Source organism: Streptomyces sp. NPDC029956 (genome assembly GCF_055574655.1).
Genome location: NZ_JBVHZJ010000001.1, coordinates 181,466 through 204,178 on the forward strand (window position 1 = coordinate 181,466; position 22,713 = coordinate 204,178).

Consider the following 22,713-nt stretch of genomic DNA (forward strand, 5'->3'; position numbering starts at 1 on the left):
CCCCGCCCGGGCGGGCCCGCCCGGCCCGCCCGACGGCACCGCTTCCCCATCCCAGACCTCTCACTCCAGGGAGTTCCCATCCCATGACCGCGCTCGACGCCCGTACCGACACGACGACCGTCCTCCGCTTCCCCGAGGGCTTCCGCTGGGGCACCGCCACGGCCGCCTACCAGATCGAGGGGGCGGCGGGCGAGGACGGCCGCACCCCCTCCATCTGGGACACCTTCAGCCGTACGCCCGGCAAGGTGCGCAACGGTGACACCGGTGACATCGCCGCCGACCACTACCACCGGGTCGACGAGGACGTCGAGCTGATGCGACGGCTCGGCGTCACCGACTACCGCTTCTCGATCGCCTGGCCCCGGGTGCAGCCCACCGGGCGCGGCCCCGCCGTACGCAAGGGCCTGGACTTCTACCGGCGGCTCGTCGACCGCCTCATCGACGCCGGCATCCGCCCCGTGGCGACGCTCTACCACTGGGACCTCCCCCAGGAGCTGGAGGACGCCGGCGGCTGGCCGCAGCGGGACACCGCGGGCCGGTTCGCCGAGTACGCGGCGATCATGGCGGACGCCCTCGGCGACCGGGTGGCGACCTGGACCACGCTCAACGAGCCCTGGTGCGCGGCCTTCCTGGGCTACGGCAACGGCGTGCACGCCCCGGGCCGCACCAGCGCCCTCGCCTCGCTCCGCGCCGCCCACCACCTGAACCTGGCGCACGGGCTCGCGGCGCGCACCCTGCGCGGGGCGCTGCCCGGCTCGGCCGAGGTGTCGCTGACCCTGAACCTCCATGCGGTGCGGCCCTGTTCGCAGGCGCCGGAGGATCTGGACGCGGCTCGCCGGATCGACGCGGTGGGCAACCGCATCTTCCTCGACCCCGTGTTCCACGGCCGGCTGCCGGAGGACCTGGTGCGCGACACCGCGTCGGTCACGGACTGGTCCTTCGTGCAGGACGGCGATCTGGCGGCGGCGGCCGCGCCGATCGACTCGCTGGGCATCAACTACTACTCGCCCTCGGTCGTCGGGGCGGGCGGTTCGGAGTCGCCCTCGCCGTGGGCGGGCGCGGAGCGGCACGTCCGGTTCGAGCCGGCCCCGGGGCCGCGTACGGCGATGGACTGGCCGGTGGACGCGGACGGGCTGCACGAGCTGCTGATCCGGCTGCGGGACGAGCTGCCGGACGTACCGCTGGTGATCACCGAGAACGGCGCGGCCTACGACGACTACGCCGACCCCTCCGGCAACGTGAAGGACCCGGAGCGGGTGGCGTACCTCCACGCGCATCTGGCGGCGGTGCACCGGGCGCTCGCGGACGGGGCGGACGTCCGGGGGTACTTCCTGTGGTCGCTCCTGGACAACTTCGAGTGGGCGTACGGCTACAGCAAGCGGTTCGGCATCGTGCACGTGGACTTCGCGACGCAGCGGCGGACGCTGAAGGACAGCGCCCGCTGGTACGCGGAGGTCATCGCGCGCGGGGGCCTGGCCGAGGCCTGACGGGCGGCCGGGCCCGACGGGTGGCCCGGCCCGGCCGGGCTACCCGCGCAGCGCGCCGGCGACGAAGGCCCTGGTCCAGGGGACGGCCGAGTTGACGGGGACGTACTCCGCGTCCGCCGGGAAGAAGTCCACGACGCCGGCCGCGCCGTAGTTCGCCCAGAAGCAGGTGGTCATCGGGAAGGTGTCGGTGACGTTCTGCCGGCACTTCACGACGAGGGTGCTGCTCGTGACGGTCCGGGGCTCTCCGGTGAAGGTGCGGCCGTAGCCCGTGGCGAGGTCCTCGGACGCGTCGTAGATCCTGTTCAGCGCGGCGGTGGGGTCGGGCACGTTCTCGTACAGGTTGGTCCTGGCGGTGAACATGGGCGCCGACGCCGACATGGTGCCCTTGCGGAGGACGTTCCTCGGGCTGCCGAAGCAGGACACCTCGTCGGCGATGTCCTGGCTGTCGCCCTCGATCTCCTCGAGGCCGTCGTCTCCGGTGACGATCATGTCGAGATCGCTGCCGTAGTGGAAGCCGCCGTCGCCCTCGTCGCAGACGAGTCCTTCCAGCTCCGGGACGGCGATGGCCGTGTAGCGGGTGCCGGGATCGGCGGCGAGCTTCTCGGCGGCCGGGGCGGCCCCGCCCTCTCCGTCGCCGGTGGCCGGACCACCGCCGTGGGAGGCCCGGCCGTCCGGCGTCCTCCCGGCCGAGGGCCGCTCCGTCGAGCCCTTGGTGTCCGCGGGCTCGGTGGACCCGCAGCCCGTCAGCGTCACCGCCGCGGACGAGGCCAGGACGACCGAAGCCACGACTGCCCGAAACCTGCTCATGTGCCGACTCCCCCGCGAAGCGCACGTGCCGTTCCGACGACGGCACCCTGTGGTTGACCACGATCGATGATCAAGAACGCGGGTGATCCTACGGGGAACGCGAGGGGGGTGCCGCGACACCCCCCTCGGGTACGCGGCACCCCCGGTCACTCTTCGGCCAGGGTCACAGACGCTGCCAGAGCGCCGGAACGTTGGGCGGCTGCCAGCCCGCCTGGGCCTGGTGGCCCTGGAGGCAGCGGTAGCTCGCGCCGCCGTACGTGACCACATCGCCGGCCGCGTAGACCTTTCCGGCCGCCCAGGTGCCGCCCGGCTCCGGCTCGCCCGGCCCGGGGCCCGGGTCGGTGCCGGTGGTCTTCAGCGTGAGTCCGTAGTTCTGGAGCAGCGGGTTCAGTGGCTGGAAGAAGGTGGTGCCGCCACTGGAGCAGTTCCCGGAACCGCCGGACGTGACGCCCTGGGCCTGGCTGCCGGAGATGTACGAGCCTCCGGAGTCGCCGGGCTCGGCGCAGACCGTCGTACGGGTCACCCCGGAGATGGTGCCCTCCGGGTAGGTGACGCTCGTGTTGTGCTGCTGCACGGTGCCGCAGTGCCAGCCGGTGGTCGAGCCGGAGCGGCACACGGAGGAGCCGACGGGCTGCAGCACCGAGCCGGTCACCTGGACGTTTCCGCCGCCGGAGCCCTTGACGTACGGGGTGGAGGTCCAGTTGGTGTTGGCGGCGACCCAGGCCATGTCGTTGCCGGGGAAGACCGAGCCCTGGAAGCTGCCCTGTGCCACCTGGTTGAACCCGCTGGTGGTGGTGCCCGCCCGGCCGCAGTGCCCGGCGGTCGCGAAGCCCTGGGTGGTGCCCCGCGTCACCGCGAAACCGACCGAGCAACGGCCGCCGCCGCCCATGTAGTACGCGTCGCCGCCCCGGATGTCGTGCAGCGGTCGGGGTGCCTGGCCGGTGCGGACGACGCGCACCAGCTCGCGCGGTACGCCGGTGGCCTTCACCAGCCGCGCCCCGGCGCCCGCCCTGGTCTCCTCGACGACCAGGACGTTGGCGCGGACGTCGACGTAACGGACGGGCGCATCGGTACCGGCCGACCGGTCGAGGCGCTGCTTGGCGCGTTCCAGGGCGGTCAGACTGTGCGTCACGAGCCGGACCCGCGCGCCCGTGGCCCGTATCGCGGTGGTGTCGGCGGCGCGGGTGGTGGCCACGGTCAGGGTGCCGGCCTCGGCGCCGTCCACCCACGCACCGGCGAAGGCACCGCCGAGGCCCTGGCGGAGCCGGGCGGCGGTGGCGCCCGCCTCGGCCTCGTTGGCGAGGCGGGTCAGGGCCTGGGAGTGGGTGAGTCCCAGGTCGCGCCGCATGGCGTCGAGCAGTTCGGGCCGGGCGGAGTCGGCGCCGAGCGCCTGGGCCGCGGTCCTGACGGACGGAGCGCGGTGCGGGTCCCGGGCGTCCGGGGCCGCGGCGGCGGAACCGGCCTGGAGTCCGGCCAGCGCCATTCCGGCGGCGACGAGGGCGGTACACGCCGCGCGGGCGTGTCGTCGGAGCATGGGGAGTCTCCTCGGTTCGCGGATCGCGGTTCTGGGATCGCGGTTCTGGGACCTCGGATTCCAGATCTCGGATCTCGGTGGGGGATCTGCTCGAACCGTAGGGACCCCGACGAGGGGGCGGGAGCTGCCGGTCGGCCCCTGCCATGGCGTTATGCCGGGGGTGCCACTCCCGTGTGGAGCCGGCCCGCGCTGGTCGCCAGCGCCTCGGCGTGAGCGGCCCGGGTGTGGCCGAGGACGGTCGCGGACCGGGAGGCCGCGCGCCCCTCGGGATGCCAGCCGAGCAGGTGCCGCCACATGAGCGGGGCGCCGGTGAGGGGACGGGTGACGAGGCCCGGGGTGACGGGGAAGGTGGCCCGGCACAGTCCGACGGCCCGGCCGACCTGCACCAGATGGACGCAGGAGGCGGTGTCCGTCTCGTACACACAGGCCGGGGTGAACCCGGCCCTTACGCAGGCGGCCGCGAAGCAGTCGCCGAAGCAGCCGTCGCCCGGTACGTCGGTCCAGGCCTCCGCCGCCAGTTCGGCGAGGTCGATCTCGGCGCGGGGTGCCAGCGGATGGTCTGCGGCCAGCATCACGTACACCGGATCGCGGGCGACCTCCGTCCAGGCCAGCCGTCCCGCCTCGGGCGGACCGCTCTCGCCGCAGACCCCGACGAGGGCGAAGTCGAGGCGGCCGTCGGCGACTCCGCCGGCGATCTCGCGCTCCGACCACGAGATGTGCGTGGTGACGGGGGCGCCGGGGTCGTCGCGCGCGATCCGGTCGACCAGACCGCCGAGCAGCGGCCCGTGGGTGCCGCCGAGCCGGTAGCCCTCCGCCCCGTCTCGGGCGAACCGCACCGCCTCCTCCTGCAGCTCGCAGACGGCGGGCAGCACCACCCGTGCCCGTTCGAGCACCAGGTCACCGAGCGCCGTGGCCCGTACGCCCTCCCGTCCACGCTCGAACAGGGCGCCGCCCAGGGCCCGTTCGATCCGCTTGAGCTGAGCGCTGAGCGCCGGTTGGGCGAGCCCGAGTGCGGTCGCGGCGCGTGTGAGGCTCCCCGCGTCGGCGATGGCCCGGATCGTCTTGAGGTGCCTCAGCTCCAAGTCCATAGCGAGAGCTTGACGCGCCGACCCGCTGCGGTCCAGACCAAAGCGCGACCCGAATTCCGCCATGTACACGGAACGACGCAGGTCACAGCGGGCGGCGGCCCGCGCACGGGAACCGCACCGGTGCTCCGCTCGTCCTCTGGGGCGAAGGGTGCCGGGGGACGGTCGACCGTCTCGTGGCGCCGTACGCGCGCGCATGCGGAAGGTCGTATGCGGAAGGTGAGGGGTACGGGGTGGCTGTCACGCTCGCGGAGGAGATCATGCTGCTGTCGCTGGACGATGTGTCCGGGGTGGCGAAGGAGCGGCAGACCGCCGCGTGGGCGGTCGCGGGCGGCATCCTGCTCGATCTCGTGCTGGCGGGACGCGTGTCGGTCGACGACGGGCGGCTGCGGGTGACGGACGCGACGCCCACCGAGGTGCCGCTGCTCGACGGGCGGTTGCGGCAGGTCGACGCGTGGTGCGCGAAGAAGGGCAAGGCCCCGAAGGTCACCGAGTGGCTGACGAAGGACCAGGCCAAGGCCGTGAAGGCCACGGTCGAGAGCCTCCGCGAGCGCGGCCTGGTGCGTGAGGAGCGGCAGCGGGTGATGGGCCTCTTCCCCGTCTCCCGCTATCCGGAGGCGGACGGTTCCGTCGAACGCGAGCTGAGGGCCAGGCTGCATGCGGTCCTCGCCACCGGTCCGACCCACAGCGCCCGCACCACGGGCCTCCTCGCCCTGATCCACGGCGCCAGGCTCCACCGCCTCGCGTTCCCCGACATACCCCGCAAGGAGGTCGCGGCCCGCCTGGAGGAGCTGACGGCCGGCCAGTGGGCCGCGGAGGGCGTGCGCCGGGCGATCCGGGACATGCAGGCCGCGATGCTCGCGATCACGGCGGCCACGGTGGTGACGATCACCAGCTGACCGGCCGCGGGGCGCCGGCCGCCGCGGGTGCGGGGAGCGGACCGGGGCAGGCCCCCACGGCCCGCCCCGATCCGCCACTACTCTCCCTCCCGCCACTCACGTCTCACTCACGTTCCGCTAACGCGGGGGCGGCGAAGGCCGGGCGGTAATGTGCTCGCTCTCCGATCACGTACCCGATTCCTTCAGGGAAGCGAGCGACGCAGATGACCGACCCGAGCCGTACGTACGTGGACGAGTGCCTGGGCGGGAACCGCGGGCTCGCCGAGGCCGTGGCGCGGGCCGAACTGCCGCCGGCCTTCGAGGAGGCGTGGCGCGCGCATCTGCTGCCCCGGCCCTGGTTCGTACGGGCCGCGGAGACGGCCGCGTTCGCACGGGACCTGGAGGGGCTCTTCGAGCTGCTCGTGTCGCTTCCGGTCCGGCTCTTCGACGGGGATGTCGACCGGTACGCGGCGGAGGTCGGGATCGACCCCCCGCTCGCCGCGCTGCTGCACCGGGGCGGCTCCGGTGTCCCGGCCAAGTTCGGCCGGGCCGACGCCTACCACGACGGCACCGCGTACAGGCTCCTGGAGTTCAACCTCGGCAGCGAGGTCGGCGGGGTGGACATGGCCGTGTTCAACCAGGGGCTGCTGCGGGTGCCGGAATTCGCGGCCTTCGCGCGCGTGCACCGGCTCGACCATGTGGACATCGCCGCGCGGACGGCCACCGTCCTGCGCGACCGCGCCAGGCCGGCGCTGTCCGGGCACGGGGACCCGGTGGTCGGGCTGATCGAGGGGCGCGGCGGCGTCGCCCCGTACGGGAGGCTGATGCGGGCCACGGTCGAGGCGATGGCCGAGCAGGGCATCGAGGTGCGGATCGGGGAGATCGACGGGGTGCGCACCCGGTCCGACGGCAAACTCACCCTGGACGGCACCCCGCTGGACCTGGTCCTGCGGAACTTCGCGGCGAGTCAACTGCTCGACGACCCGGCGGGCCCCGACGTGGCGGAACCGTTCTTCCGCGCCCACCGGGCCGGCCGGACCATCCTGTTCACGTCACTGGAGAGCGCCTTCTACTCGAACAAGAGCGCCCTCGCGCTGCTCACCGACCCTCGCCGGCGCGGCGCGTTCGACGCCGACGAGCGGGCCCTCGTCGACCGGGTCCTGCCGTGGAGCCGCACGCTCCACGCCTCCGTTCCGGCCGAGCTGCCGGACCTCTGCCGGGAGCGGCGGGACCGGCTCATCCTCAAGCCGGGCGCCGGGTACGGCGGGCTGGACACCTTCGTCGGCTGGGAGTGCACCGACGCGGAGTGGGACAAGGCGGTGCGCCTCGCCGTGGAGCGGGGCGGTTACGTGGCGCAGGAGCGGGTCGTACCGCGCCCGGAGCCCGTGTACGACCCGGTGACCGGCGAAGTCGACGACTGGATCGCCGCGCTCGGCATCTTCCTCACGGACGAGGGGTACGCGGGCACGCACGCGCGTGCCAACCGCGCCGACGGGGGCGCGATCGTCGGGATGAGCAGCAACCCGGACACCCGGATGGTGGGTGTGTTCTCCCACCCGTGACGCGTGGCGGGGGTGCGGCAGGCAGGCGACGCGCGTGGGCGGTTCGGCGGGCAGGCGACGTGCGCGATCGCGGAGGGGCGCGGCGGGCAGGCGACGTACGTGCGCGTGTCGGGCGCGGGAAAAGGCGTGTCGCCGCCGGCGGTCGCACGCCTACTCTCCGAGCCATGCGCCAGCACGAGAACCGGCACCGGCACCGAGGGCGCGACCGGAGTCCCGCCCGCCGCACCACGGGATCGGCCCCGGCCGGTCCGTCGTCGCCACGTGCGCCGTCGGTCGACGGTGCTCGTGTCGTGCTCGTCGGCCACTTCTCCGCGAAGGAGAAGGACTTCGGAGCGCTCATGGACGCGGCCGCCCTGGATCTGGCCGCACGCGGCGCGCGGATCGTGGGCCGGTTCGTCCAGCGGCGCGGTGTCTCGGACGGCGGGGCCGCGAAGATGGCCCTGCCGTTCTCGTCCCGGACCCTGCTGCGCTCCGGCAAGGTCCGCGAAGTGGCCACGGCGTGCGAGGAGGCCCGAGCCGACGCGGCGGTGTTCGTGGCACCACTGACGGAACTGCAGCAACGCACGCTGACGGTGCTGCTGGGGTGCCCCGCCCTGAGTCTCGGCGAAGCCCTGGACGCGAACCGGCCACCCGGCCGGACCCCGGGGACAGCCTCTCGGGCAGGCGGGGGTTCGACGACAGGGCCCGGTGGCCTACGGGGCCTCAGGCTTCCGCGGCCAGCTCGGCGTTGGCGCGATCCGTGATCAGGGTCAGCACCCGGCCCACGACCAGCAGGTCCTCGTCCGGGATGCCGCTGTACAGCCGGGCGGAGATCTCCGCGGACTCGGCCGAGGTGATCTCGTACAACTCCCGTCCGGCGTCCGTGAGCCGTACCCGCGCCGACTTCGCCGGGTCCGCCGGGTCCGCCTCCAGCGCCTTGGCGGCCGTCAGCTCCTCGATCACGCCGGACACGACCGACGCGTCTATCTTCAGGGAGCCGGTGACGTCGGCGACGAGGTCGTCGCGGCCGATGGACTCGCCCGCGGCCACGACGGCCCGGAGGGTGACGCTCTGGTGGAACGTGATGCCGTGGCGGGTCAGCACGCCCTCCAGGAGGACGCGCGCGGCGTGGTGCGCCAGGGCCAGGACCCGGCCGTTGGCGCGGGGTGCGGTCGTGGTCGCAGTGGTGGTGGTCATGATTGCTCCTCGTCGTTCTCGATGTGCGGATCAAGAGGTGCGTCGAGCAGGATCGCGAGCTCGCGGGTGAACTCCTGGGTACGCGAGCCGGTCCGGCCCCCGAGCGGCGCGAGCAGCTGGTCCAGGAGGCCCTGGACGACCGTGATCGCCCGGCGTGTGACGTCGAGCCCCTGCTCGGTGAGCGACAGCTGCATGGCGCGCGGGTCGTTCGGGTCGCGGGTGCGATCCACGAGTCCGGCCGCCTCCAGGGCACGGGCGAGCTTGGAGACGTACAGCGGCTCCATCCCCGTCCGGTCGGCGAGCCCGCGCTGACTGGGCCGCAGCCCGGAGCGCGACATGCCGTACAACGAGGCCATCACCACGTACTGGGCATGGGTCAGGCCCAGGGGTGCGACGGCACGGTCGACGGCCACACGCCACTTCATCGACAGGCGCCAGACGAGAAATCCCGCAGAGGCGCCGTTGGTTGCTGAACTCACGCTGGATACGGTACATGGCTACTATGTACATGGCTACTATTTTCGGCGGCGATGTGCGGGTGGGCGCCGAGAGGCCGTTCGCCGTACACCGCGTGCCAGACCTCCGCCTCCTTCTCCCGCGCGGCGGGCGGCAGCGCGAGTGCCGCCGCGTCCTGGGCGGCAAGGGCGAGGGCCTGGTCGACGAAGGCGCGGTGGATCCGGACCGCGAGGTCGTCCGGGAAGCCGGCCGAACGCAGCACCCCGAGGATCCGCCCCACGCGTTCGACCACGCCCGGGGCCTATGTCAACACCATTGACGTGTATACGGCGGTACGGATTGCATGGCGTCGGCACCCGTCGTCGCACGTCCCCAGGAGCACGCCCATGACCTCGGCCGATCTGGTCTTCACCGGCGGACCCGTCTTCACGGTCGACCCGGCCCGCACCCGGGCGAGTTCACTCGCTGTCGTCGGCGAGCGCATCGTCGCCGTCGGCCACGACGAGGTGCGGGAGCTCGTCGGCCCCCGGACCGAGATCGTCGACCTCACCGGGAAGCTGCTGCTCCCGGGGTTCCAGGACGCCCACGTCCACGCGGTGTTCGGCGGTTCGGAACTGGCCGAGTGCGATCTGACGGGCACGGTCGGCGTCCCGGAGTACCTCGGCCGGGTCCGGGCGTACGCCGACGCGCACCCGGACCACGCGTGGATCACCGGCGGCGGCTGGTCGATGGAGAGCTTCGCGGGCGGGCTGCCCACCCGGCAGCTGCTCGACTCGGTCGTCCCGGACCGGCCGGTCCTGCTGTCCAACCGGGACCACCACGGCGCCTGGGCGAACACGAAGGCCCTCCGACTCGCCGGGATCACCGCCGACACCCCGGACCCCGCCGACGGACGGATCGAGCGCGAGCCGGACGGTGCGCCCAGCGGCATGCTCCAGGAGGGTGCCACGACGCTCGTGGCACGCCTCGTGCCGGCGAGCACTCCGGCGGACCGCCTCACGGGGTTCCTGCGAGCCCAGGAGCTGCTGCACTCCCTCGGCATCACGGGCTGGCAGGACGCGCTCCTGGGCTCGTTCAGCGGCCGGGCCGACCCCTCGGACGCCTACGCGACCGCCGCCCGCGACGGCTCGCTCACCGCCCGGGTGACCGGGGCGCTCTGGTGGGACCGGCGGCGCGGCTCCGAGCAGATCCCCGAACTGGTCTCGCGTCGGAAGGAGTTGAGCCACGGACGCTTCCGGGCGACCTCGGTGAAGATCATGCAGGACGGCATCGCGGAGAACTTCACCGCCGCCATGACCTCCCCCTACCTCGACGGCTGCGGCTGCGCCACCGCCAACAGCGGGCTCAGTTTCGTCGAACCCGGGGCGCTGCGCGGGTACGTGGCGGAGCTCGACGCCCTTGACTTCCAGGTCCACTTCCACGCCCTCGGCGACCGGGCCGTCCGCGAGGCCCTCGACGCGCTGGAGGCCGCGGTCGCCGCCAACGGGCGCCGCGGCAACCGCCATCACCTCGCCCACCTCCAGGTCGTCCACCCGGACGACCTCCCCCGGTTCGCCGCACTCGGCGCCATCGCCAACATCCAGCCGCTCTGGGCGGCCCACGAGCCGCAGATGGACGAACTCACCATCCCGTTCCTGGGGCCGGAACGCGCCGCCTGGCAGTACCCGTTCGGCGATCTGGTGCGGGCCGGTGCCACCCTCGTCGCGGGCAGCGACTGGCCGGTGAGCAGCCCCGACCCGCTCGCGGGCATCCACGTCGCCGTCAACCGCCGGGAGCCGGGTTCGGCCGACGACCGCGTGTTCCTGCCGGAGCAGCGCCTCGACCTGTCCACGGCCCTCACCGCGTACACCGCCGGCTCCGCCCATGCGAACGGCCACGACGACGCGGGCAGCCTGCGCCCCGGGAACCTCGCCGACCTCGTGGTCCTGGACCGCGACATCCTGACCGGGCCGCCGGAGGAGATCGCGGAGGCCCGGGTGGAGCGGACGTACGTGAGCGGCCGTCCGGTGTACACGCGCTGAGGCGTGGACGGGCGCTGAGCGGTGCGGTCCGGTTGCGGTGCCCGGCCGACCGGGTCCCGGCCGGTCCCGGCCGTCCCGTCAGAAGCCCCGTCAGCCCCGGTCAGCCCCGGTCAGTCCCGGAGGTGCCCGAGCACGGACCGCATCGCCCGCTCCACGCACGCGCGGGACTCCTCGGTGGGGTCGACCAGTTCGAAGCTGTGGTGACCGTGCGGAACGTCGACGATCTCGACGTCCGTCCCGTTCCTCCCGGCGGCGGCCAGGAAGTCCTCGACGGTCGCCGCGAAGGACGGGTGCTCCTGTCCGGCCCGTATCAGGACGATCGGCGGACCGTCAGACGTACCGACGACGTCGACGGGCCGGAAGCGGGACTCCACCGCGCCCCAGCCGGGGAGCGGTGCCAGGGCGGGGTAGCTCGCCGCGAGGCAGCGCAGCCACGGCGGGGGCGCGGCCAGCCAGTCCGCCGCGAGGAGCCCGCCCGTGGAGAAGAACCAGAGCGCGATCCGCTCCCCGTCGACGCGGGGGTCGGCGCGGACGAGCGCGACGGCCTCGGCGAGGTCCTCGGCCGCCGACGGGAAGTCGGCGAGGCCGTGCAGCCGGTGGTCCAGGGTGACGCCGATCGCGCCGAGGCTCGCCGCGTAGCGGGCGTACCCGAGGAGGAACGGGGTGTCCCGCGGGGTGGGCCGCTGGTCGGGTGAGACCGGGCCGCCGTGGACGAGGACGACGGCCGGCCGGGGGCGATCGGCGCCGGGAGGGCGCGGGTCGCCCTCGGTCGGCAGGCCGAGTCCGCCCGGCAGGTGGAGATCGACCCGTCCCCGCCGCTCGCGCGGCGCCTCGGGGACGTCGAGGAGAAAGGGCAGCAGGTGCTTAGGCGGCTCGTGGGACCGTTCGGACACGGTCACCCGGTGTCCCTCCCCGGCCGCCGCCCGGCCCAGCACCTCGGCCAGCTCATCGGGCGCGGAGAGCATCGGCCAGTGCCCGGTGCCGAGATCGATGAATCGGATCCTGTCGTCGGCGAGCGACCGGTACTGGGGCGGCCCCGAGTCCACCAGCATCTGCACCAGGTCGATGCTGGAGCCGTTGGCGGTGCAGAGCACGCCGGTGGTCGGCAGGGCGGCGGCCGCGCCGGTGAGCCGGAGCGGCTGGGTGAGCGTGCGCACGGGATGCGGTGCGGCGAGACGGTGGAGCCGTTCGAGCGCCTCGGCCGGGACGCCCTCGGTGCTGCCCCAGCGGGACCAGGTGCCCGGCGCCGGCGGCGCGAGCCACCCGTCGCCCCCGCCGACGCCTCCGAGCCCGTCCGTCCCTGCTCCCTCCGCCCCGTACCCGTCTGCCCCGAGCCCGTCCGTCCCTGCTCCCTCCGTCCCGAACCCGTCTGTCCCGAGCCCGGCCATCCCGACCCCCTCCGTCCCGACTCCCTCCGTCCCGGCCCCGTAGCCCACGTCACCGTCCGTCAGTCGTGTCCGTACCTCGGGGTCGGGCACGCTGCGCGCGGCGGCCTCGCCGTCGTCGGGCAGGCCCGTGTCGAGGGAGACGATCCGGGCGACGCGCCCGGGACGGCGGTCGGCGGCGCCGAGGACGGGATGGAGCCCGTAGCCGTGCCCGACGAGCACGACCGGGGGCGTCCTGATGCCGTCGATCAGCCGCACCAGGTCCTGGATGTGCGTCTCCAGGTCGATGCCCGCTCCGGTGGCGACCCGTCGCTCCCCGACTCCCCGGAGCGTCACCGGGTACGCCTCCGCGCCCGCCGCCCGGAGCCGTGACGCGGTCTCCTCCCAGACCCAGCCACCCGTGAAGGGGCCCGACACCAGCACGTACACGGTCATGATCGTCTCCTCGCGACTCCTGGGGGATGCCTCGCCGCCACGCTAGGAACTCCCCCAGGGGGAGACTCAAGGAGCCGCGGAACACAGCCCCTTGACGCGCTCGGCCATGCACCACACTGGAGCCGACCGTGGGGAAGGGCACCTGCCGAGTGCCTTCGAGGGAGGCTCGCTTCGTCGTGTCCGAAGGACTGTGGAGCATCGGGGAGCTCGCCGGGCGGGCCGGTGTGAGCGTGAAGACCGTGCGGTACTACTCCGACCGGGGCCTGCTGCCCGAGGCCGGGCGCAGTTCCGGCGGGCATCGTCGGTACGGGACAGGGGCGCTCGACCGGCTTCGGCTGATCAGGTCCCTGCGCGGCCTCGACCTGCCCGTCGCGGAGGTCGAGCGGGTCCTCGCACGGGACGAGGCCCTGGAGGAGGTCGTCTCGGGGCAGTTGCGGGAGCTGGGTTCCCGACTGGCGGCGCTGCGCTGGCGCGAGGCCTCCTTGCGGCTGCTCCAGGACTGCCCGCCCGGGGAGCGGGCCGAGCGGCTGCGGCTGATCGGTGCGGTGTCCGTGCCGCCCGACACGGCGGCCCTGGCCCGGTTCTGGCGCCGGATCCTGCCCGTACGGCTGCCCGCGCGGGTGGTGTCCACGGTGCTCGAATCGGTGGTGCCGACGCTTCCGCGGGAGCCGAGCCCCGGGCAGGTCCTCGACTTCGCCCGGCTGCACGCCCTGGTGTCCGATCCCGGCGTCCATCTGCCCGAGTCGCGGCCGGCGCCGCCGCTGCCGGACGGGGAGTACCGGCCGACCGTGCTGTACGAGGGTCTGGCGGAGGCGTACGCCCTGGCCTCGACGGAGCCGGCGGAGCGCGCCCTGCGGGAGGGTGGCGCGCTGGACTGTTTCGTCGCCGCGTACGCCCAGGCGTGCGGGACGGTGGACTCCCCCGGTTTCCGGCGCGGGCTGCTCCCGCTGCTCGCCCGGAGCGACGGGCCCGTGATCACCCGGTACTGGAAGCTCGCGACCGGCTTGTTCGCGCCGGGCGAGCCGGTGCTCGGCGCGCTCCACCACCGCCTCTCCGTCGCCCTGCACGTCCAGGTCGAGGCCCGGGCCGGCTGACCCTTCCCGCATGGTGGGCGGCCGGGCTTCCCGCATGGTGGGCGGCCGGGCGTCCACGTGGTGGGCGGCGGGGTGGCGGATCTGTCCGCATGCTCTGAATCTTCGCAGGTCAGAGCGGTGTGTACGCGATGCCAGGTGGCGCAATACTGCCGCAACACCATCCGGGACGACCCGCCGCTACGTTCCTTGCCATGCCCGCCGAATCCGCTTCCGCCGCCCGTCCCGTCGCCGCCGCCCGCCGTCTGCGGCTGCGTGCGGACCGGGCGCGGCAGCTCGCCGACCTGCTGCGCCACCAGATCCTGGCGGGCGGATTCCCCGGCGGGATCCTGCCGCTGGAGGACGTGCTCGCGGCCGACTACCGGGCCAGCCGGAACACCGTCCGGCAGGCGCTCGACCTGCTGCGCGGCGAGCAGATCGTCGAACGGCAGCCGGGGGTCGGCACGGTGGTGGTGTGCGAGAAGTACCCGCACGGTCTGGACCGGCTCCAGGGGCTCGCGGAGACCCTGCGCGAGCACGGGCGGGTCACCAACGAGGTCCGCACCGTGGGACCGGTCGGCGCGCCGGGGCCGGTGGCCCACCGGCTCGGGCTGCCGGAGCACTCCGACGTGCTCTGCATCGAGCGGCTGCGCCGGCTCAACGGACTGCCGCTCTCCCTCGACCTGTCGTACCTCCCGATGGACATCGGTGCCGGACTCCTCGGCTGCGACCTGGAGAACACGGATGTGTTCCGGCTCCTGGAGCAGCTGACCGGCGGCCCGCTCGGGCACGCGGAGATCACCCTGGAGGCCGTCAACGCCGACGCGCACTCCGCCGCCGTGCTCCAGGCCCCGCGCGGGGCCGCCGTGCTGATGCTGGAGCGGCTCACCTGTCTGCCCGACGGGCGGCCGGTGGACCTGGAGTTCATCCGGTTCCGCGGCGACCGCATCACCATGGGCGGCGTCCTGCGCCGCTCCCTCTGACCGTCTTCCGTTCCCCGGTCCCTCCGGTACTTCCCGCTCCTCCCCTCTCCCTCCGACCCCTTTCCTGGAGACAGCCATGCCTCTGGTCCCCCAGCGTGCCGACGTGCCCGTGACCATCGACGAGTCGAAGTGCATCGACGGATGCACGCTCTGCGTCGACATGTGTCCGCTGGACTCGCTCGCGATCCGTGCGGAGGACGGCAAGGCGTACATGCACGTGGACGAGTGCTGGTACTGCGGCCCCTGCGCCGCCCGCTGCCCCACCGGCGCGGTCACCGTCAACATGCCCTATCTGCTCCGGTGAAAGGCCGAACACCCATGTCCCGAGGAAGACTTCCGCTGCTCCACCACCGGGGAGCCGGCCGGCTCGCCCTCCCGCTCGTCCTTCTCCTGCCCCTCGCCACCGCCTGCGGCGGGACCGGGACCGGAGGCTCGTCCGACGGAACGACGGTCACGGTGACCGTCGGCTACCAGTCCAAGACCATCAACACCGTCACCGCGGGCACGCTGCTGCGTTCCCTCGGCTATTTCGAGGAGGAACTCGCCGAGCGGGGCCGGAAGGACGGCCTCACCTACCGGGTGGTCTGGCAGGACTACGCGACCGGGGCGCCGATCACGGCACAGATGACGGCGGGGAAGATCGACATCGGTTCGATGGGCGACTTCCCGCTGCTGATCAACGCGGCACGCGGGAAGCAGCTCAGGGAGCCGACGCGGCTCGTCGCGGTCACCGGCTACAACCTGCGCGGCGGCCTCAACACCGTGGTCACCGCCCCCGGTTCGTCGCTCGGATCGCTCGCGGACCTGAAGGGCCGCAAGGTGTCCACCAGTGTCGGTTCGGCCGCCGACGGCACACTCGTACGGGCGCTGCGGCGCGCCGGGGTCGACCCCGCGAAGGACGTCCGCAAGCTCAACCAGCAGCCGAGCGTGGGGGCTTCGGCCCTGGCGGCCGGAAGCGTGGACGCCCTGTCCCAGTTCGTCGCCTGGCCGGGTCTGCTCGCCTTCCAGGGCAAGGCCACGGCGCTGTACGACGGCGCCGAGCTGAACCTGCCGACCTTCCACGGGGTCACCGTCCGCGAGGAGTTCGCCAAGCGGCGTCCCGCCGTCCTCGACGCCTTCCTGCGGGCCCAGAACCGCGCCACGGATCATCTGCGCAAGCAGCCGGTCGCCGCCGCCGAGTCGGTCGCGAAGGAGACCGGGCTGCCCGCCGAGGTCGTCTACCTCTACAACGGCGCCCAGGGCATCGCGACCTTCGACCCGGCGCTCCGCCCGGAGCTGATCGCCGCGCTCAAGGAGGACGTGCCGGTCCTGAAGGAGGCCGGTCTGGTGAAGGACGTCGACGTGGACGCGTTCGTCGACCCGGCGCCGCTGCGCCGGGCGGTGCCTGACCTCTCGTATCCGAAGGCGACCGGTCCGAAGTCCGAGCTGTGGCTGAAGGGCCGGAGCTCGGTCCGTACCTTCGACAGCCCCGCCGCACTCCTCAAGGCCGTCAAGGGTGCCTCGGTACGGGCCGCCTACGTGCCGGACGCGGTGACGGGGACGCTGTGGTTCGCGGACCGGGCGGTGTGGGTCGCGGACGGCACCGCATGGCGTGCCTTCGTCACCCGCTCGGGCGCCGAGCGGTACGTGGCCGGTCACGCCGGCTCACGCATCGTCCCGTACGCGGACGCCGTGAGGCTCGCGTCATGAGCGCGGGAAGCGGCAGGACCGGCGCCACGAGCGCCGGCCGCCGGCTGGTCCGGGTGGCCTCGCCGCTCGCGGCCCTGGGCCTCTGGCAGCTGCTGACCTCCTACGACGTCGATCTGTGGCTGCGGTTCGAACAGTTCCCCACGGTCGTCGAGGTCGCCTCCGCGCTCGGGGACCGGATCGGCACCGAGGCGTACTGGCAGGACCTCGGCCACAGTCTGCGCCGGATCGCGGTCGGCTTCCTCCTCGCCGCCGTCCTCGGGGTGGCGGCCGGCACGGCCGTCGCCCGGTCCCGGTGGGCCGCCGACATCCTGGGCCCGCTGGTCGAGGTGGTGCGCCCGATCCCGGCCATCGCCCTGGTGCCGGTCGCGATCCTGCTGCTCCCCACCAACGAGCAGGGCATCGTCTTCATCACCTGCGCCGCGGCCCTCTTCCCGGTCCTCGTGTCGACCCGGCACGCCGTTCGGGCCCTCAACCCGGTGTGGGAGGAGGCGGTGCTCACCCTCGGCGGGAGCCGGGCGCGGGTGCTGTTCTCGGTGGTGCTGCCGGGCGCCCTGCCGGGGATCTTCGGCGGTCTGTCGGTGGGCATCGGCGTCTCGTGGATCTGTGTGATCTCGGCGGAGATGATCTCCGGCGAGTACGGGGTGGGCTACCGCACCTGGCAGGACTACACGGTCGTCGACTACCCCGGTGTCTTCGTCGGCATGGCCACGATCGGCGCCCTGGGCTGGCTCACCTCCACCGCGGTCGAGACGCTGGGCCGCCGGGTCACGGCGTGGCTGCCGCGCCCGACCGCCCGGGTCCCGGCGGGCGGCGCCGCCCGCGCGGCGAGCACGCCCACGCCCACCGCTCCCGCCGCCTCTTCCGCGTCCGCTTCCGCTGTCCGCCGCCCCGAGAAGGAGCCGGTTCCATGAGCACCGTGAGCCCGTCCGCCGTGTCCGCGAAGCCGTCCGCGCAGACGACGCCGACGGTCCCCGCCGGTGCGGAACTCGCCCTGCACGGCGTCCGTCTCGGGCATCCCGACGGGGTGGCCGTGCCCGGCCCCGTGGACCTGCGGATCGCCCCCGGTGAACTGCTGACCGTGGTCGGCCCGTCGGGCTGCGGCAAGACCACCCTCCTGCGCACGCTCGCCGGTCTGCTGCCCCCACTGGAGGGACGGGTCACCCAGGACGGGGAGCCGATCCGCCGGCCGGGCGCCGACCGTGCCCTGGTCTTCCAGCACGACGCGCTGCTGCCCTGGCGTTCGGTCCGCGCCAATGTCGAACTGCCCCTCGCCATCCGGCGGGTGCCCCGCGCCGAGCGGCGCCGTTCGGCCGAGGAGTGGCTGGAGCGGGTCGGGCTCGGCGGGCACGCCCGCAAGCTCCCGCACCAGCTGTCCGGCGGGCAGCGGCAGCGCGTGCAGCTGGCCCGCGCCCTCGCGGCCCGCCCCCGGGCCGTCCTGATGGACGAGCCGTTCGGCGCGCTCGACGCCCACACCCGCGCCGGGATGCAGGACCTCCTGGTGGAGATCCTGCGCGGCACGGGGGCGACCGTCGTCTTCGTCACCCATGACGTCGACGAGGCGATCCATCTCGGCGACCGGGTCGCCCTGTTCGCGACCGGCGACGTCCTGGACGTACCGCACCCGCGTGCGCGCGACGCCCGGCAGGCGCCTGACACGGCCGCGCTGCGCCGCCGCGTCCTCGACTCCCTCTGACGCGCGTCCCCGAACCCGCGCACCCCCGAATCCTCGAAAGGCGCCCCATGGAGAGCCCCGTCGTCCCCCTGACCGTGCCAGACCTCGCCGACGCGACCGAGCTGTCCTGCGACGTGCTCGTCGTCGGCGGCGGCACCGCCGGCACGATGGCCGCGCTGACCGCCGCCGAGCGCGGGGCGAACGTCCTGCTCCTGGAGAAGGCGCACGTCCGGCACTCCGGCGCCCTGGCCATGGGCATGGACGGCGTCAACAACGCGGTCGTGCCGGGCCGCGCCGAGCCCGACGACTACGTCGCCGAGATCACCCGTGCCAACGACGGTCTGGTGGACCAGTCGACGGTCCGGCAGACGGCGACCCGGGGCTTCGGCATGGTCCAGCGCCTCGAGTCGTACGGGGTGAAGTTCGAGAAGGACGAGCACGGCGAGTACGCGGTCCGGCAGGTGCACCGGTCCGGTTCGTACGTGCTGCCGATGCCCGAGGGCAAGGACGTCAAGAAGGTCCTCTACCGGCAGTTGCGGCGGCGCGAGATGCGGGAGCGGATCCGGATCGAGAACCGCGTCATGCCGGTCCGTGTCCTGACCCACCCCGAGGACGGCCGGGCGGTCGGCGCGGCCGGGTTCAACACCCGCACGGGCGAGTTCGTCGTCGTCCGGGCGGGGGCCGTGATCCTCGCCACCGGCCCCTGCGGACGCCTCGGCCTGCCCGCCTCCGGCTATCTGTACGGCACGTACGAGAACCCGACGAACGCCGGCGACGGTTACGCCATGGCGTACCACGCGGGTGCGGCGCTCACCGGGATCGAGTGCTTCCAGATCAACCCCCTGATCAAGGACTACAACGGGCCCGCCTGCGCCTACGTCGCGAACCCCTTCGGCGGCTACCAGGTGAACCGGCACGGCGAGCGGTTCGTGGAGTCCGACTACTGGTCGGGGCAGATGATGGCCGAGTTCGCGGCCGAACTCGCCTCGGACCGGGCCCCGGTGTACCTGAAGCTGAGCCATCTCCCCGAGGAGACCATCGGCGCCGTCGAGTCGATCCTGCACACCACGGAGCGGCCCACCCGCGGCACCTTCCACGAGAACCGCGGGCACGACTACCGGACCCATGACATCGAGATGCACATCTCGGAGATCGGCCTGTGCGGCGGCCACTCGGCGTCGGGGGTACGGGTCGACTCCCACGCGCGGACGACCGTGCCGCGCCTGTACGCGGCCGGCGACCTGGCCTCCGTACCGCACAACTACATGATCGGCGCGTTCGTCTTCGGTGACCTGGCGGGTGAGGACGCCTCCCGGTACGCGGCGTACGAGGGTGAGCTGGACCGCGAGCAGCTCGCGGCCGCCCATGAACTCGTCTACCGGCCGCTGCGTCACCCGGAGGGGCCGCCGCAGCCCCAGGTCGAGTACAAGCTGCGGCGGTTCGTCAACGACTACGTGGCGCCGCCGAAGACGGGCGCGAAACTCTCCCTGGCCGTCGAGGCGTTCGACCGGATGTCGGAGGAGATCGCCGGGATGGGGGCGCGTTCGGCCCACGAGCTGATGCGGTGCGCGGAGGTGTCGTTCATCCGGGACTGCGCGGAGATGGCCGCGCGGGCGTCGCTCGCCCGCACCGAGTCGCGCTGGGGTCTCTATCACGAGCGGCTCGACCACCCGGAGCGGGACGACGCCGGCTGGCTGCACCACCTCGACCTGCGGAAGTCCCCTGCGGGCGCGATGGAGTTCACGGCCCGTCCGGTGGAGCCGTACCTGGTGCCGGTGCCCGAGTTCGCGCCGCCCGGCGGTCCCGAGCGGCATCTCGGCGAGGTGGAGCTGGTGCCGGTCGCCACGGCCGGGCCCCGGGACACGGCTCCGGCGGCGCGGCCGCGGACGGGCACCCCGGCCCCGGTCGGGGTGCCGGCGGTCGCGTCACCCCATCCCCGGCTGCTCCGGCTCCTGTCGCTCGTCGAGGAGTCCCCCGATCTCGACGCGCTCGGCCCCTACCTGGACGACCGGGATCCGGCCGTACGGGCTGCCGCCGTGACGGCTCTCGGCGAGACCGCGCCGACCGGCACCGGGCCCGCGCTCGCCGCCCGGCTGCGGGACGACTCGCCGCTGGTCCGGGCCGCCGCCTCGGCCGCCCTGCGCGAGCTGGTCGAGGTGCTGCCCGCAGAGCCGGAGCTCGGCGCCGGTCTGCGGGAGGCGCTCGCCGTACCGGACGCGGCCGTGCGGTCCGCCGCGCTGGAGGTCCTGCGGGCCCTGCGGCTGGGGGACGCCGAACTGTACGGCGGGGCGCTCGCCGACGCGACCGTCGAGGTACGCGTCCAGGCCGTCCGGGCCCTGGTCTCGGTGGACGCCGTCACGGAGCTGGCGGTGGCGGCCGCCGATCCGGCCCGTGAGGTCCGGGTCGCGGTGGCCCGGGGTCTGGCGGCCGTCCGGGATCCGGCGCCGGAGCCGCTCGGGCCGCTGCTCGACGACAGCGACCCGCTGGTCAGGGGTGCGGCGCTCGCCGCCCTGGCCGGAACCGGCTGCCCCGCCGACTACGCCGTGCGCGCCGGGGCCGCCCTCGGCGATCCGGCCTGGCAGGTCCGCTCGGGCGCGGCGACCGCGCTGCGGGCCGCCCCGGCCGCCCCGGCCGTTCCCGCGCTCGCGAAGGCGCTCGCCGACGCGAACGCGGACGTCCGGAAGGCCGCCGTCCTCTCGCTCCTCGTCCACCGGGCCGACCCCGAGGCGCGTACGGCCCTCGCGGGGGCGTCGGACGACCCCGACGCGGACGTACGCGCCTACGCGGCCCGCGCGGCGCGCTGAGCTCCGGGCGGGGGCAGGGGTACGGCCGCCGTGTGGAGGTGCTGGGCGCGCGGCGGCGCGGGCGGGGCGGCGGGAAGCGTTGCGGTGAGGGAGAAGCCGCAGGCGAGGGCGGTCCGGCACGAGCCTTCGTTGCCGACGGCGTGCACGAGTTCCGGGGTGCGCCCGGCGAAGGGGCCGTCCTCGTCCGTGACCCAGCGGGTGACGCGGGTCAGCGCCCGGGAGGCGATCCCGCGCCCGCGTGCCCGAGGCGCCGTCCAGTAGCCGACGCGAACGGCCGCCGCTCCCTCAGCGGTGACGGCGATGTGGCCGAGCGGCGCCCTTCGGCCCGCCGCCGTGTCCTCGACGATCGCGAAGGCCGCCCGGGTCCCGGCGGCCCAGCCCGCGTCCTGGTCGTCCACCCACGCGCGTGCCTGCCGGAGGGTGTCCAGGTGGGTGGCGAGCCAGGCGCGCAGCTGCGGGTCCCGGTGATGGCGTACGAGCGGCTCGGCGTCCTCGTACGTCCAGGGCCGCAGCCGGAGCGGCGGGGTGGAGGGGGCCGTCCCGTTCCCGGGGGCTTCACGGAGGGAGGGCTGCGGGCTGTTCATGCCCGGACCGTATCCCCCGCTGTCCGCGTCGGCGCACCCGGGCGTGTGGTGTTCGGCGGCAGTCGGGTGAGTGCGCGCATGCGGGGCAGTGGACCGGGGAAGGGGCGCACGATGCACGCAGCGAGCAGGACGGAACAGGAGGTGGTGCCGGTGTCGGGGCCGACGACCGGAGAGGTGGTGGGAGCGCCGTGCTGGCTGAGTCTGACCGCGCGGGATCTCGACGCGGCGGAGCGCTTCTACGGTGCCGTGCTGGGTTGGACGTTCCGGCGGGACGACGGCGGGGACCGGGAGTACGCGGTGGGCCGGCTCGACGAGCAGCCCGTGGCCGTGATCGCGGCGGTGGCGGCCGAGCTGTCCGTGCGGGTGGCCTGGACGGCGTTCTTCACGGTGGGTGACGTGGATCAGACGGTGGCGCGGATCCGGGAGCGCGGCGGCACGGTCGGCGTGGGGCCCGTCGGCTACCCGCCGCACGGTCGGGCGGCGCTCGCCGCCGACCGTGAGGGTGCGGCGTTCGGTGTCTGGGAGGGGCGGACGGAGAACCGTCTGCACCTCGGCATGCGCTCGGCGCCGGCCTGGCTGGAGCTGCACACCCGGGACGCGTTCGAGGCGGCGGTGTTCTACGGGGAGGTGCTGCGCTGGGCGGACGAGGCACCCGCGGGGTTCGAGGTCTCGTACGAGCAGGACAAGGTGGTGCTGCGCCGGGACGGCGAGGCCGTGGCCCGGCTGAACAGCGGGCCGGTCGAGTCGGGCTCGCCCCGGCCGCAGCTGCGTCCGCGCTGGCTGGTGCGGTTCCGGGTGCCGGATCCGGAGGCTGCCGCGGTGGCGGTGGTGGCGTACGGCGGGACCGTCGTGCCCGGTGGCGACTGGGGCGGGGTACGTGGCCCGGAGGACGTCGACGGGCGCCGGGTGGTGGTGGTCAGGGACCCGGAGGGCGCACTGTTCGCCCTGGAGGCGGCGGAGGGCGCCACGGTCTGACCGGTGGTCCGCCGGACCGGGGGGGGGGGGGGGGGGGGGGGGGGGGGGGGGGGGGGCGGGGAGGGGGGGGGGGGGGGTGGGGGGGGCGGGGGGGGGGGGGGGGGGGAGAC

Annotated in this window: 21 protein-coding genes; 13 read left to right on the forward strand and 8 right to left on the reverse strand. The window is 74.2% G+C overall.

Annotation, left to right across the window (positions count from 1 at the left end; translation table 11 throughout):
• The first annotated feature begins 83 nt into the window (after positions 1–83).
• Positions 84–1,487 (forward strand): GH1 family beta-glucosidase, encoded by a 1,404-nt coding sequence (locus ACZ4XX_RS00615; RefSeq protein WP_468505804.1) that lies wholly within the window; start codon positions 84–86, stop codon positions 1,485–1,487.
• Positions 1,488–1,526: 39 nt separating this feature from the next.
• On the opposite strand, the gene ACZ4XX_RS00620 is transcribed toward ACZ4XX_RS00615, so the two are convergent.
• The 3 genes from ACZ4XX_RS00620 to ACZ4XX_RS00630 all read right to left on the reverse strand — a co-directional run bounded on the left by ACZ4XX_RS00620 (position 1,527) and on the right by ACZ4XX_RS00630 (position 4,916).
• Positions 1,527–2,294, reverse strand: a complete 768-nt coding sequence (locus ACZ4XX_RS00620) for a hypothetical protein (RefSeq protein WP_468505805.1) — start codon at positions 2,292–2,294, stop codon at positions 1,527–1,529.
• Between the two features lie 163 nt (positions 2,295–2,457).
• Positions 2,458–3,828, reverse strand: coding sequence for a carbohydrate-binding protein (locus tag ACZ4XX_RS00625; RefSeq protein WP_468505806.1), 1,371 nt, complete (start codon positions 3,826–3,828; stop codon positions 2,458–2,460).
• A gap of 149 nt (positions 3,829–3,977) precedes the next feature.
• Positions 3,978–4,916, reverse strand: coding sequence for a LysR family transcriptional regulator (locus ACZ4XX_RS00630; protein ID WP_468505807.1), 939 nt, complete (start codon positions 4,914–4,916; stop codon positions 3,978–3,980).
• Positions 4,917–5,146: 230 nt separating this feature from the next.
• On the opposite strand from ACZ4XX_RS00630, the gene ACZ4XX_RS00635 reads away from it, so the two are divergent.
• The 3 genes from ACZ4XX_RS00635 to ACZ4XX_RS00645 all read left to right on the forward strand — a co-directional run bounded on the left by ACZ4XX_RS00635 (position 5,147) and on the right by ACZ4XX_RS00645 (position 8,096).
• Positions 5,147–5,812, forward strand: coding sequence for a GOLPH3/VPS74 family protein (locus ACZ4XX_RS00635; RefSeq protein WP_468505808.1), 666 nt, complete (start codon positions 5,147–5,149; stop codon positions 5,810–5,812).
• A 203-nt stretch (positions 5,813–6,015) separates the two neighbouring features.
• On the forward strand, positions 6,016–7,353 hold the full coding sequence (locus ACZ4XX_RS00640) for a hypothetical protein (protein ID WP_468505809.1): 1,338 nt from the start codon (positions 6,016–6,018) through the stop codon (positions 7,351–7,353).
• Between the two features lie 164 nt (positions 7,354–7,517).
• Positions 7,518–8,096: a hypothetical protein gene (locus ACZ4XX_RS00645; RefSeq protein ID WP_468505810.1), complete on the forward strand. Its 579-nt coding sequence runs from the start codon at positions 7,518–7,520 to the stop codon at positions 8,094–8,096.
• Here the strand turns inward: ACZ4XX_RS00645 and ACZ4XX_RS00650 are convergent.
• The 3 genes from ACZ4XX_RS00650 to ACZ4XX_RS00660 are packed head-to-tail and all read right to left on the reverse strand — an operon-like array spanning position 8,056 to position 9,277.
• The gene (locus ACZ4XX_RS00650) at positions 8,056–8,529 is read right to left on the reverse strand and encodes a MarR family winged helix-turn-helix transcriptional regulator (protein WP_468505811.1); all 474 of its coding nucleotides are present in this window, start codon (positions 8,527–8,529) and stop codon (positions 8,056–8,058) included. The two genes, ACZ4XX_RS00645 and ACZ4XX_RS00650, sit on opposite strands and share 41 nt — an antisense overlap.
• Positions 8,526–9,008: a MarR family winged helix-turn-helix transcriptional regulator gene (locus tag ACZ4XX_RS00655; RefSeq protein WP_468505812.1), complete on the reverse strand. Its 483-nt coding sequence runs from the start codon at positions 9,006–9,008 to the stop codon at positions 8,526–8,528. The genes ACZ4XX_RS00650 and ACZ4XX_RS00655 overlap by 4 nt, the downstream gene beginning before the upstream one ends.
• The gene (locus ACZ4XX_RS00660; RefSeq protein ID WP_468505813.1) at positions 9,005–9,277 is read right to left on the reverse strand and encodes a hypothetical protein; all 273 of its coding nucleotides are present in this window, start codon (positions 9,275–9,277) and stop codon (positions 9,005–9,007) included. The genes ACZ4XX_RS00655 and ACZ4XX_RS00660 overlap by 4 nt, the downstream gene beginning before the upstream one ends.
• Positions 9,278–9,371: 94 nt before the next feature.
• Between ACZ4XX_RS00660 and ACZ4XX_RS00665 the strand changes: the two genes are divergently transcribed.
• Entirely contained in the window at positions 9,372–11,006 is a 1,635-nt protein-coding gene (locus tag ACZ4XX_RS00665) for an amidohydrolase (protein WP_468505814.1), read from the forward strand.
• A gap of 110 nt (positions 11,007–11,116) precedes the next feature.
• On the opposite strand, the gene ACZ4XX_RS00670 is transcribed toward ACZ4XX_RS00665, so the two are convergent.
• On the reverse strand, positions 11,117–12,826 hold the full coding sequence (locus ACZ4XX_RS00670; RefSeq protein WP_468505815.1) for an alpha/beta hydrolase: 1,710 nt from the start codon (positions 12,824–12,826) through the stop codon (positions 11,117–11,119).
• Between the two features lie 176 nt (positions 12,827–13,002).
• Between ACZ4XX_RS00670 and ACZ4XX_RS00675 the strand changes: the two genes are divergently transcribed.
• The 7 genes from ACZ4XX_RS00675 (at position 13,003) to ACZ4XX_RS00705 (ending at position 21,044) form a co-directional block, all read left to right on the forward strand.
• A complete protein-coding gene (locus ACZ4XX_RS00675) occupies positions 13,003–13,920 on the forward strand; it encodes a MerR family transcriptional regulator (RefSeq protein WP_468505816.1) in 918 nt (305 codons plus the stop codon).
• Positions 13,921–14,111: 191 nt separating this feature from the next.
• Positions 14,112–14,879, forward strand: coding sequence for a GntR family transcriptional regulator (locus ACZ4XX_RS00680; protein ID WP_468505817.1), 768 nt, complete (start codon positions 14,112–14,114; stop codon positions 14,877–14,879).
• A 76-nt stretch (positions 14,880–14,955) separates the two neighbouring features.
• Positions 14,956–15,183 (forward strand): ferredoxin family protein, encoded by a 228-nt coding sequence (locus ACZ4XX_RS00685; RefSeq protein ID WP_399621513.1) that lies wholly within the window; start codon positions 14,956–14,958, stop codon positions 15,181–15,183.
• Positions 15,184–15,197: 14 nt separating this feature from the next.
• Complete coding sequence (locus ACZ4XX_RS00690; RefSeq protein WP_468505818.1) at positions 15,198–16,568, forward strand: ABC transporter substrate-binding protein; 1,371 nt, start codon at positions 15,198–15,200, stop codon at positions 16,566–16,568.
• Positions 16,565–17,479: an ABC transporter permease gene (locus ACZ4XX_RS00695; protein ID WP_468505819.1), complete on the forward strand. Its 915-nt coding sequence runs from the start codon at positions 16,565–16,567 to the stop codon at positions 17,477–17,479. Before ACZ4XX_RS00690 ends, ACZ4XX_RS00695 begins: the two co-directional genes overlap by 4 nt.
• A complete protein-coding gene (locus tag ACZ4XX_RS00700; RefSeq protein WP_468505820.1) occupies positions 17,476–18,261 on the forward strand; it encodes an ABC transporter ATP-binding protein in 786 nt (261 codons plus the stop codon). Before ACZ4XX_RS00695 ends, ACZ4XX_RS00700 begins: the two co-directional genes overlap by 4 nt.
• A gap of 47 nt (positions 18,262–18,308) precedes the next feature.
• The gene (locus ACZ4XX_RS00705) at positions 18,309–21,044 is read left to right on the forward strand and encodes a fumarate reductase/succinate dehydrogenase flavoprotein subunit (RefSeq protein WP_468505821.1); all 2,736 of its coding nucleotides are present in this window, start codon (positions 18,309–18,311) and stop codon (positions 21,042–21,044) included.
• On the opposite strand, the gene ACZ4XX_RS00710 is transcribed toward ACZ4XX_RS00705, so the two are convergent.
• Entirely contained in the window at positions 21,020–21,628 is a 609-nt protein-coding gene (locus ACZ4XX_RS00710) for a GNAT family N-acetyltransferase (RefSeq protein ID WP_468505822.1), read from the reverse strand. The two genes, ACZ4XX_RS00705 and ACZ4XX_RS00710, sit on opposite strands and share 25 nt — an antisense overlap.
• Before the next feature lie 111 nt (positions 21,629–21,739).
• On the opposite strand from ACZ4XX_RS00710, the gene ACZ4XX_RS00715 reads away from it, so the two are divergent.
• Positions 21,740–22,603 carry a VOC family protein gene (locus tag ACZ4XX_RS00715; protein WP_468505823.1) on the forward strand — a complete coding sequence of 288 codons (864 nt, stop codon included), beginning with the start codon at positions 21,740–21,742 and terminating at the stop codon, positions 22,601–22,603.
• The last annotated feature ends 110 nt before the right edge of the window (positions 22,604–22,713 follow it).

What these genes read in the sequence shown, in the direction of transcription:
- ACZ4XX_RS00615 (WP_468505804.1), top strand. Translation starts at nt 84, where the DNA reads ATGACCGCGCTCGACGCCCGTACCGACACGACGACCGTCCTCCGCTTC.
- ACZ4XX_RS00620 (WP_468505805.1), bottom strand. Translation starts at nt 2,294, where the DNA reads ATGAGCAGGTTTCGGGCAGTCGTGGCTTCGGTCGTCCTGGCCTCGTCC.
- ACZ4XX_RS00625 (WP_468505806.1), bottom strand. Translation starts at nt 3,828, where the DNA reads ATGCTCCGACGACACGCCCGCGCGGCGTGTACCGCCCTCGTCGCCGCC.
- ACZ4XX_RS00630 (WP_468505807.1), bottom strand. Translation starts at nt 4,916, where the DNA reads ATGGACTTGGAGCTGAGGCACCTCAAGACGATCCGGGCCATCGCCGAC.
- ACZ4XX_RS00640 (WP_468505809.1), top strand. Translation starts at nt 6,016, where the DNA reads ATGACCGACCCGAGCCGTACGTACGTGGACGAGTGCCTGGGCGGGAAC.
- ACZ4XX_RS00645 (WP_468505810.1), top strand. Translation starts at nt 7,518, where the DNA reads ATGCGCCAGCACGAGAACCGGCACCGGCACCGAGGGCGCGACCGGAGT.
- ACZ4XX_RS00650 (WP_468505811.1), bottom strand. Translation starts at nt 8,529, where the DNA reads ATGACCACCACCACTGCGACCACGACCGCACCCCGCGCCAACGGCCGG.
- ACZ4XX_RS00665 (WP_468505814.1), top strand. Translation starts at nt 9,372, where the DNA reads ATGACCTCGGCCGATCTGGTCTTCACCGGCGGACCCGTCTTCACGGTC.
- ACZ4XX_RS00670 (WP_468505815.1), bottom strand. Translation starts at nt 12,826, where the DNA reads ATGACCGTGTACGTGCTGGTGTCGGGCCCCTTCACGGGTGGCTGGGTC.
- ACZ4XX_RS00680 (WP_468505817.1), top strand. Translation starts at nt 14,112, where the DNA reads ATGCCCGCCGAATCCGCTTCCGCCGCCCGTCCCGTCGCCGCCGCCCGC.
- ACZ4XX_RS00685 (WP_399621513.1), top strand. Translation starts at nt 14,956, where the DNA reads ATGCCTCTGGTCCCCCAGCGTGCCGACGTGCCCGTGACCATCGACGAG.
- ACZ4XX_RS00690 (WP_468505818.1), top strand. Translation starts at nt 15,198, where the DNA reads ATGTCCCGAGGAAGACTTCCGCTGCTCCACCACCGGGGAGCCGGCCGG.
- ACZ4XX_RS00695 (WP_468505819.1), top strand. Translation starts at nt 16,565, where the DNA reads ATGAGCGCGGGAAGCGGCAGGACCGGCGCCACGAGCGCCGGCCGCCGG.
- ACZ4XX_RS00700 (WP_468505820.1), top strand. Translation starts at nt 17,476, where the DNA reads ATGAGCACCGTGAGCCCGTCCGCCGTGTCCGCGAAGCCGTCCGCGCAG.
- ACZ4XX_RS00705 (WP_468505821.1), top strand. Translation starts at nt 18,309, where the DNA reads ATGGAGAGCCCCGTCGTCCCCCTGACCGTGCCAGACCTCGCCGACGCG.
- ACZ4XX_RS00710 (WP_468505822.1), bottom strand. Translation starts at nt 21,628, where the DNA reads ATGAACAGCCCGCAGCCCTCCCTCCGTGAAGCCCCCGGGAACGGGACG.
- ACZ4XX_RS00715 (WP_468505823.1), top strand. Translation starts at nt 21,740, where the DNA reads ATGCACGCAGCGAGCAGGACGGAACAGGAGGTGGTGCCGGTGTCGGGG.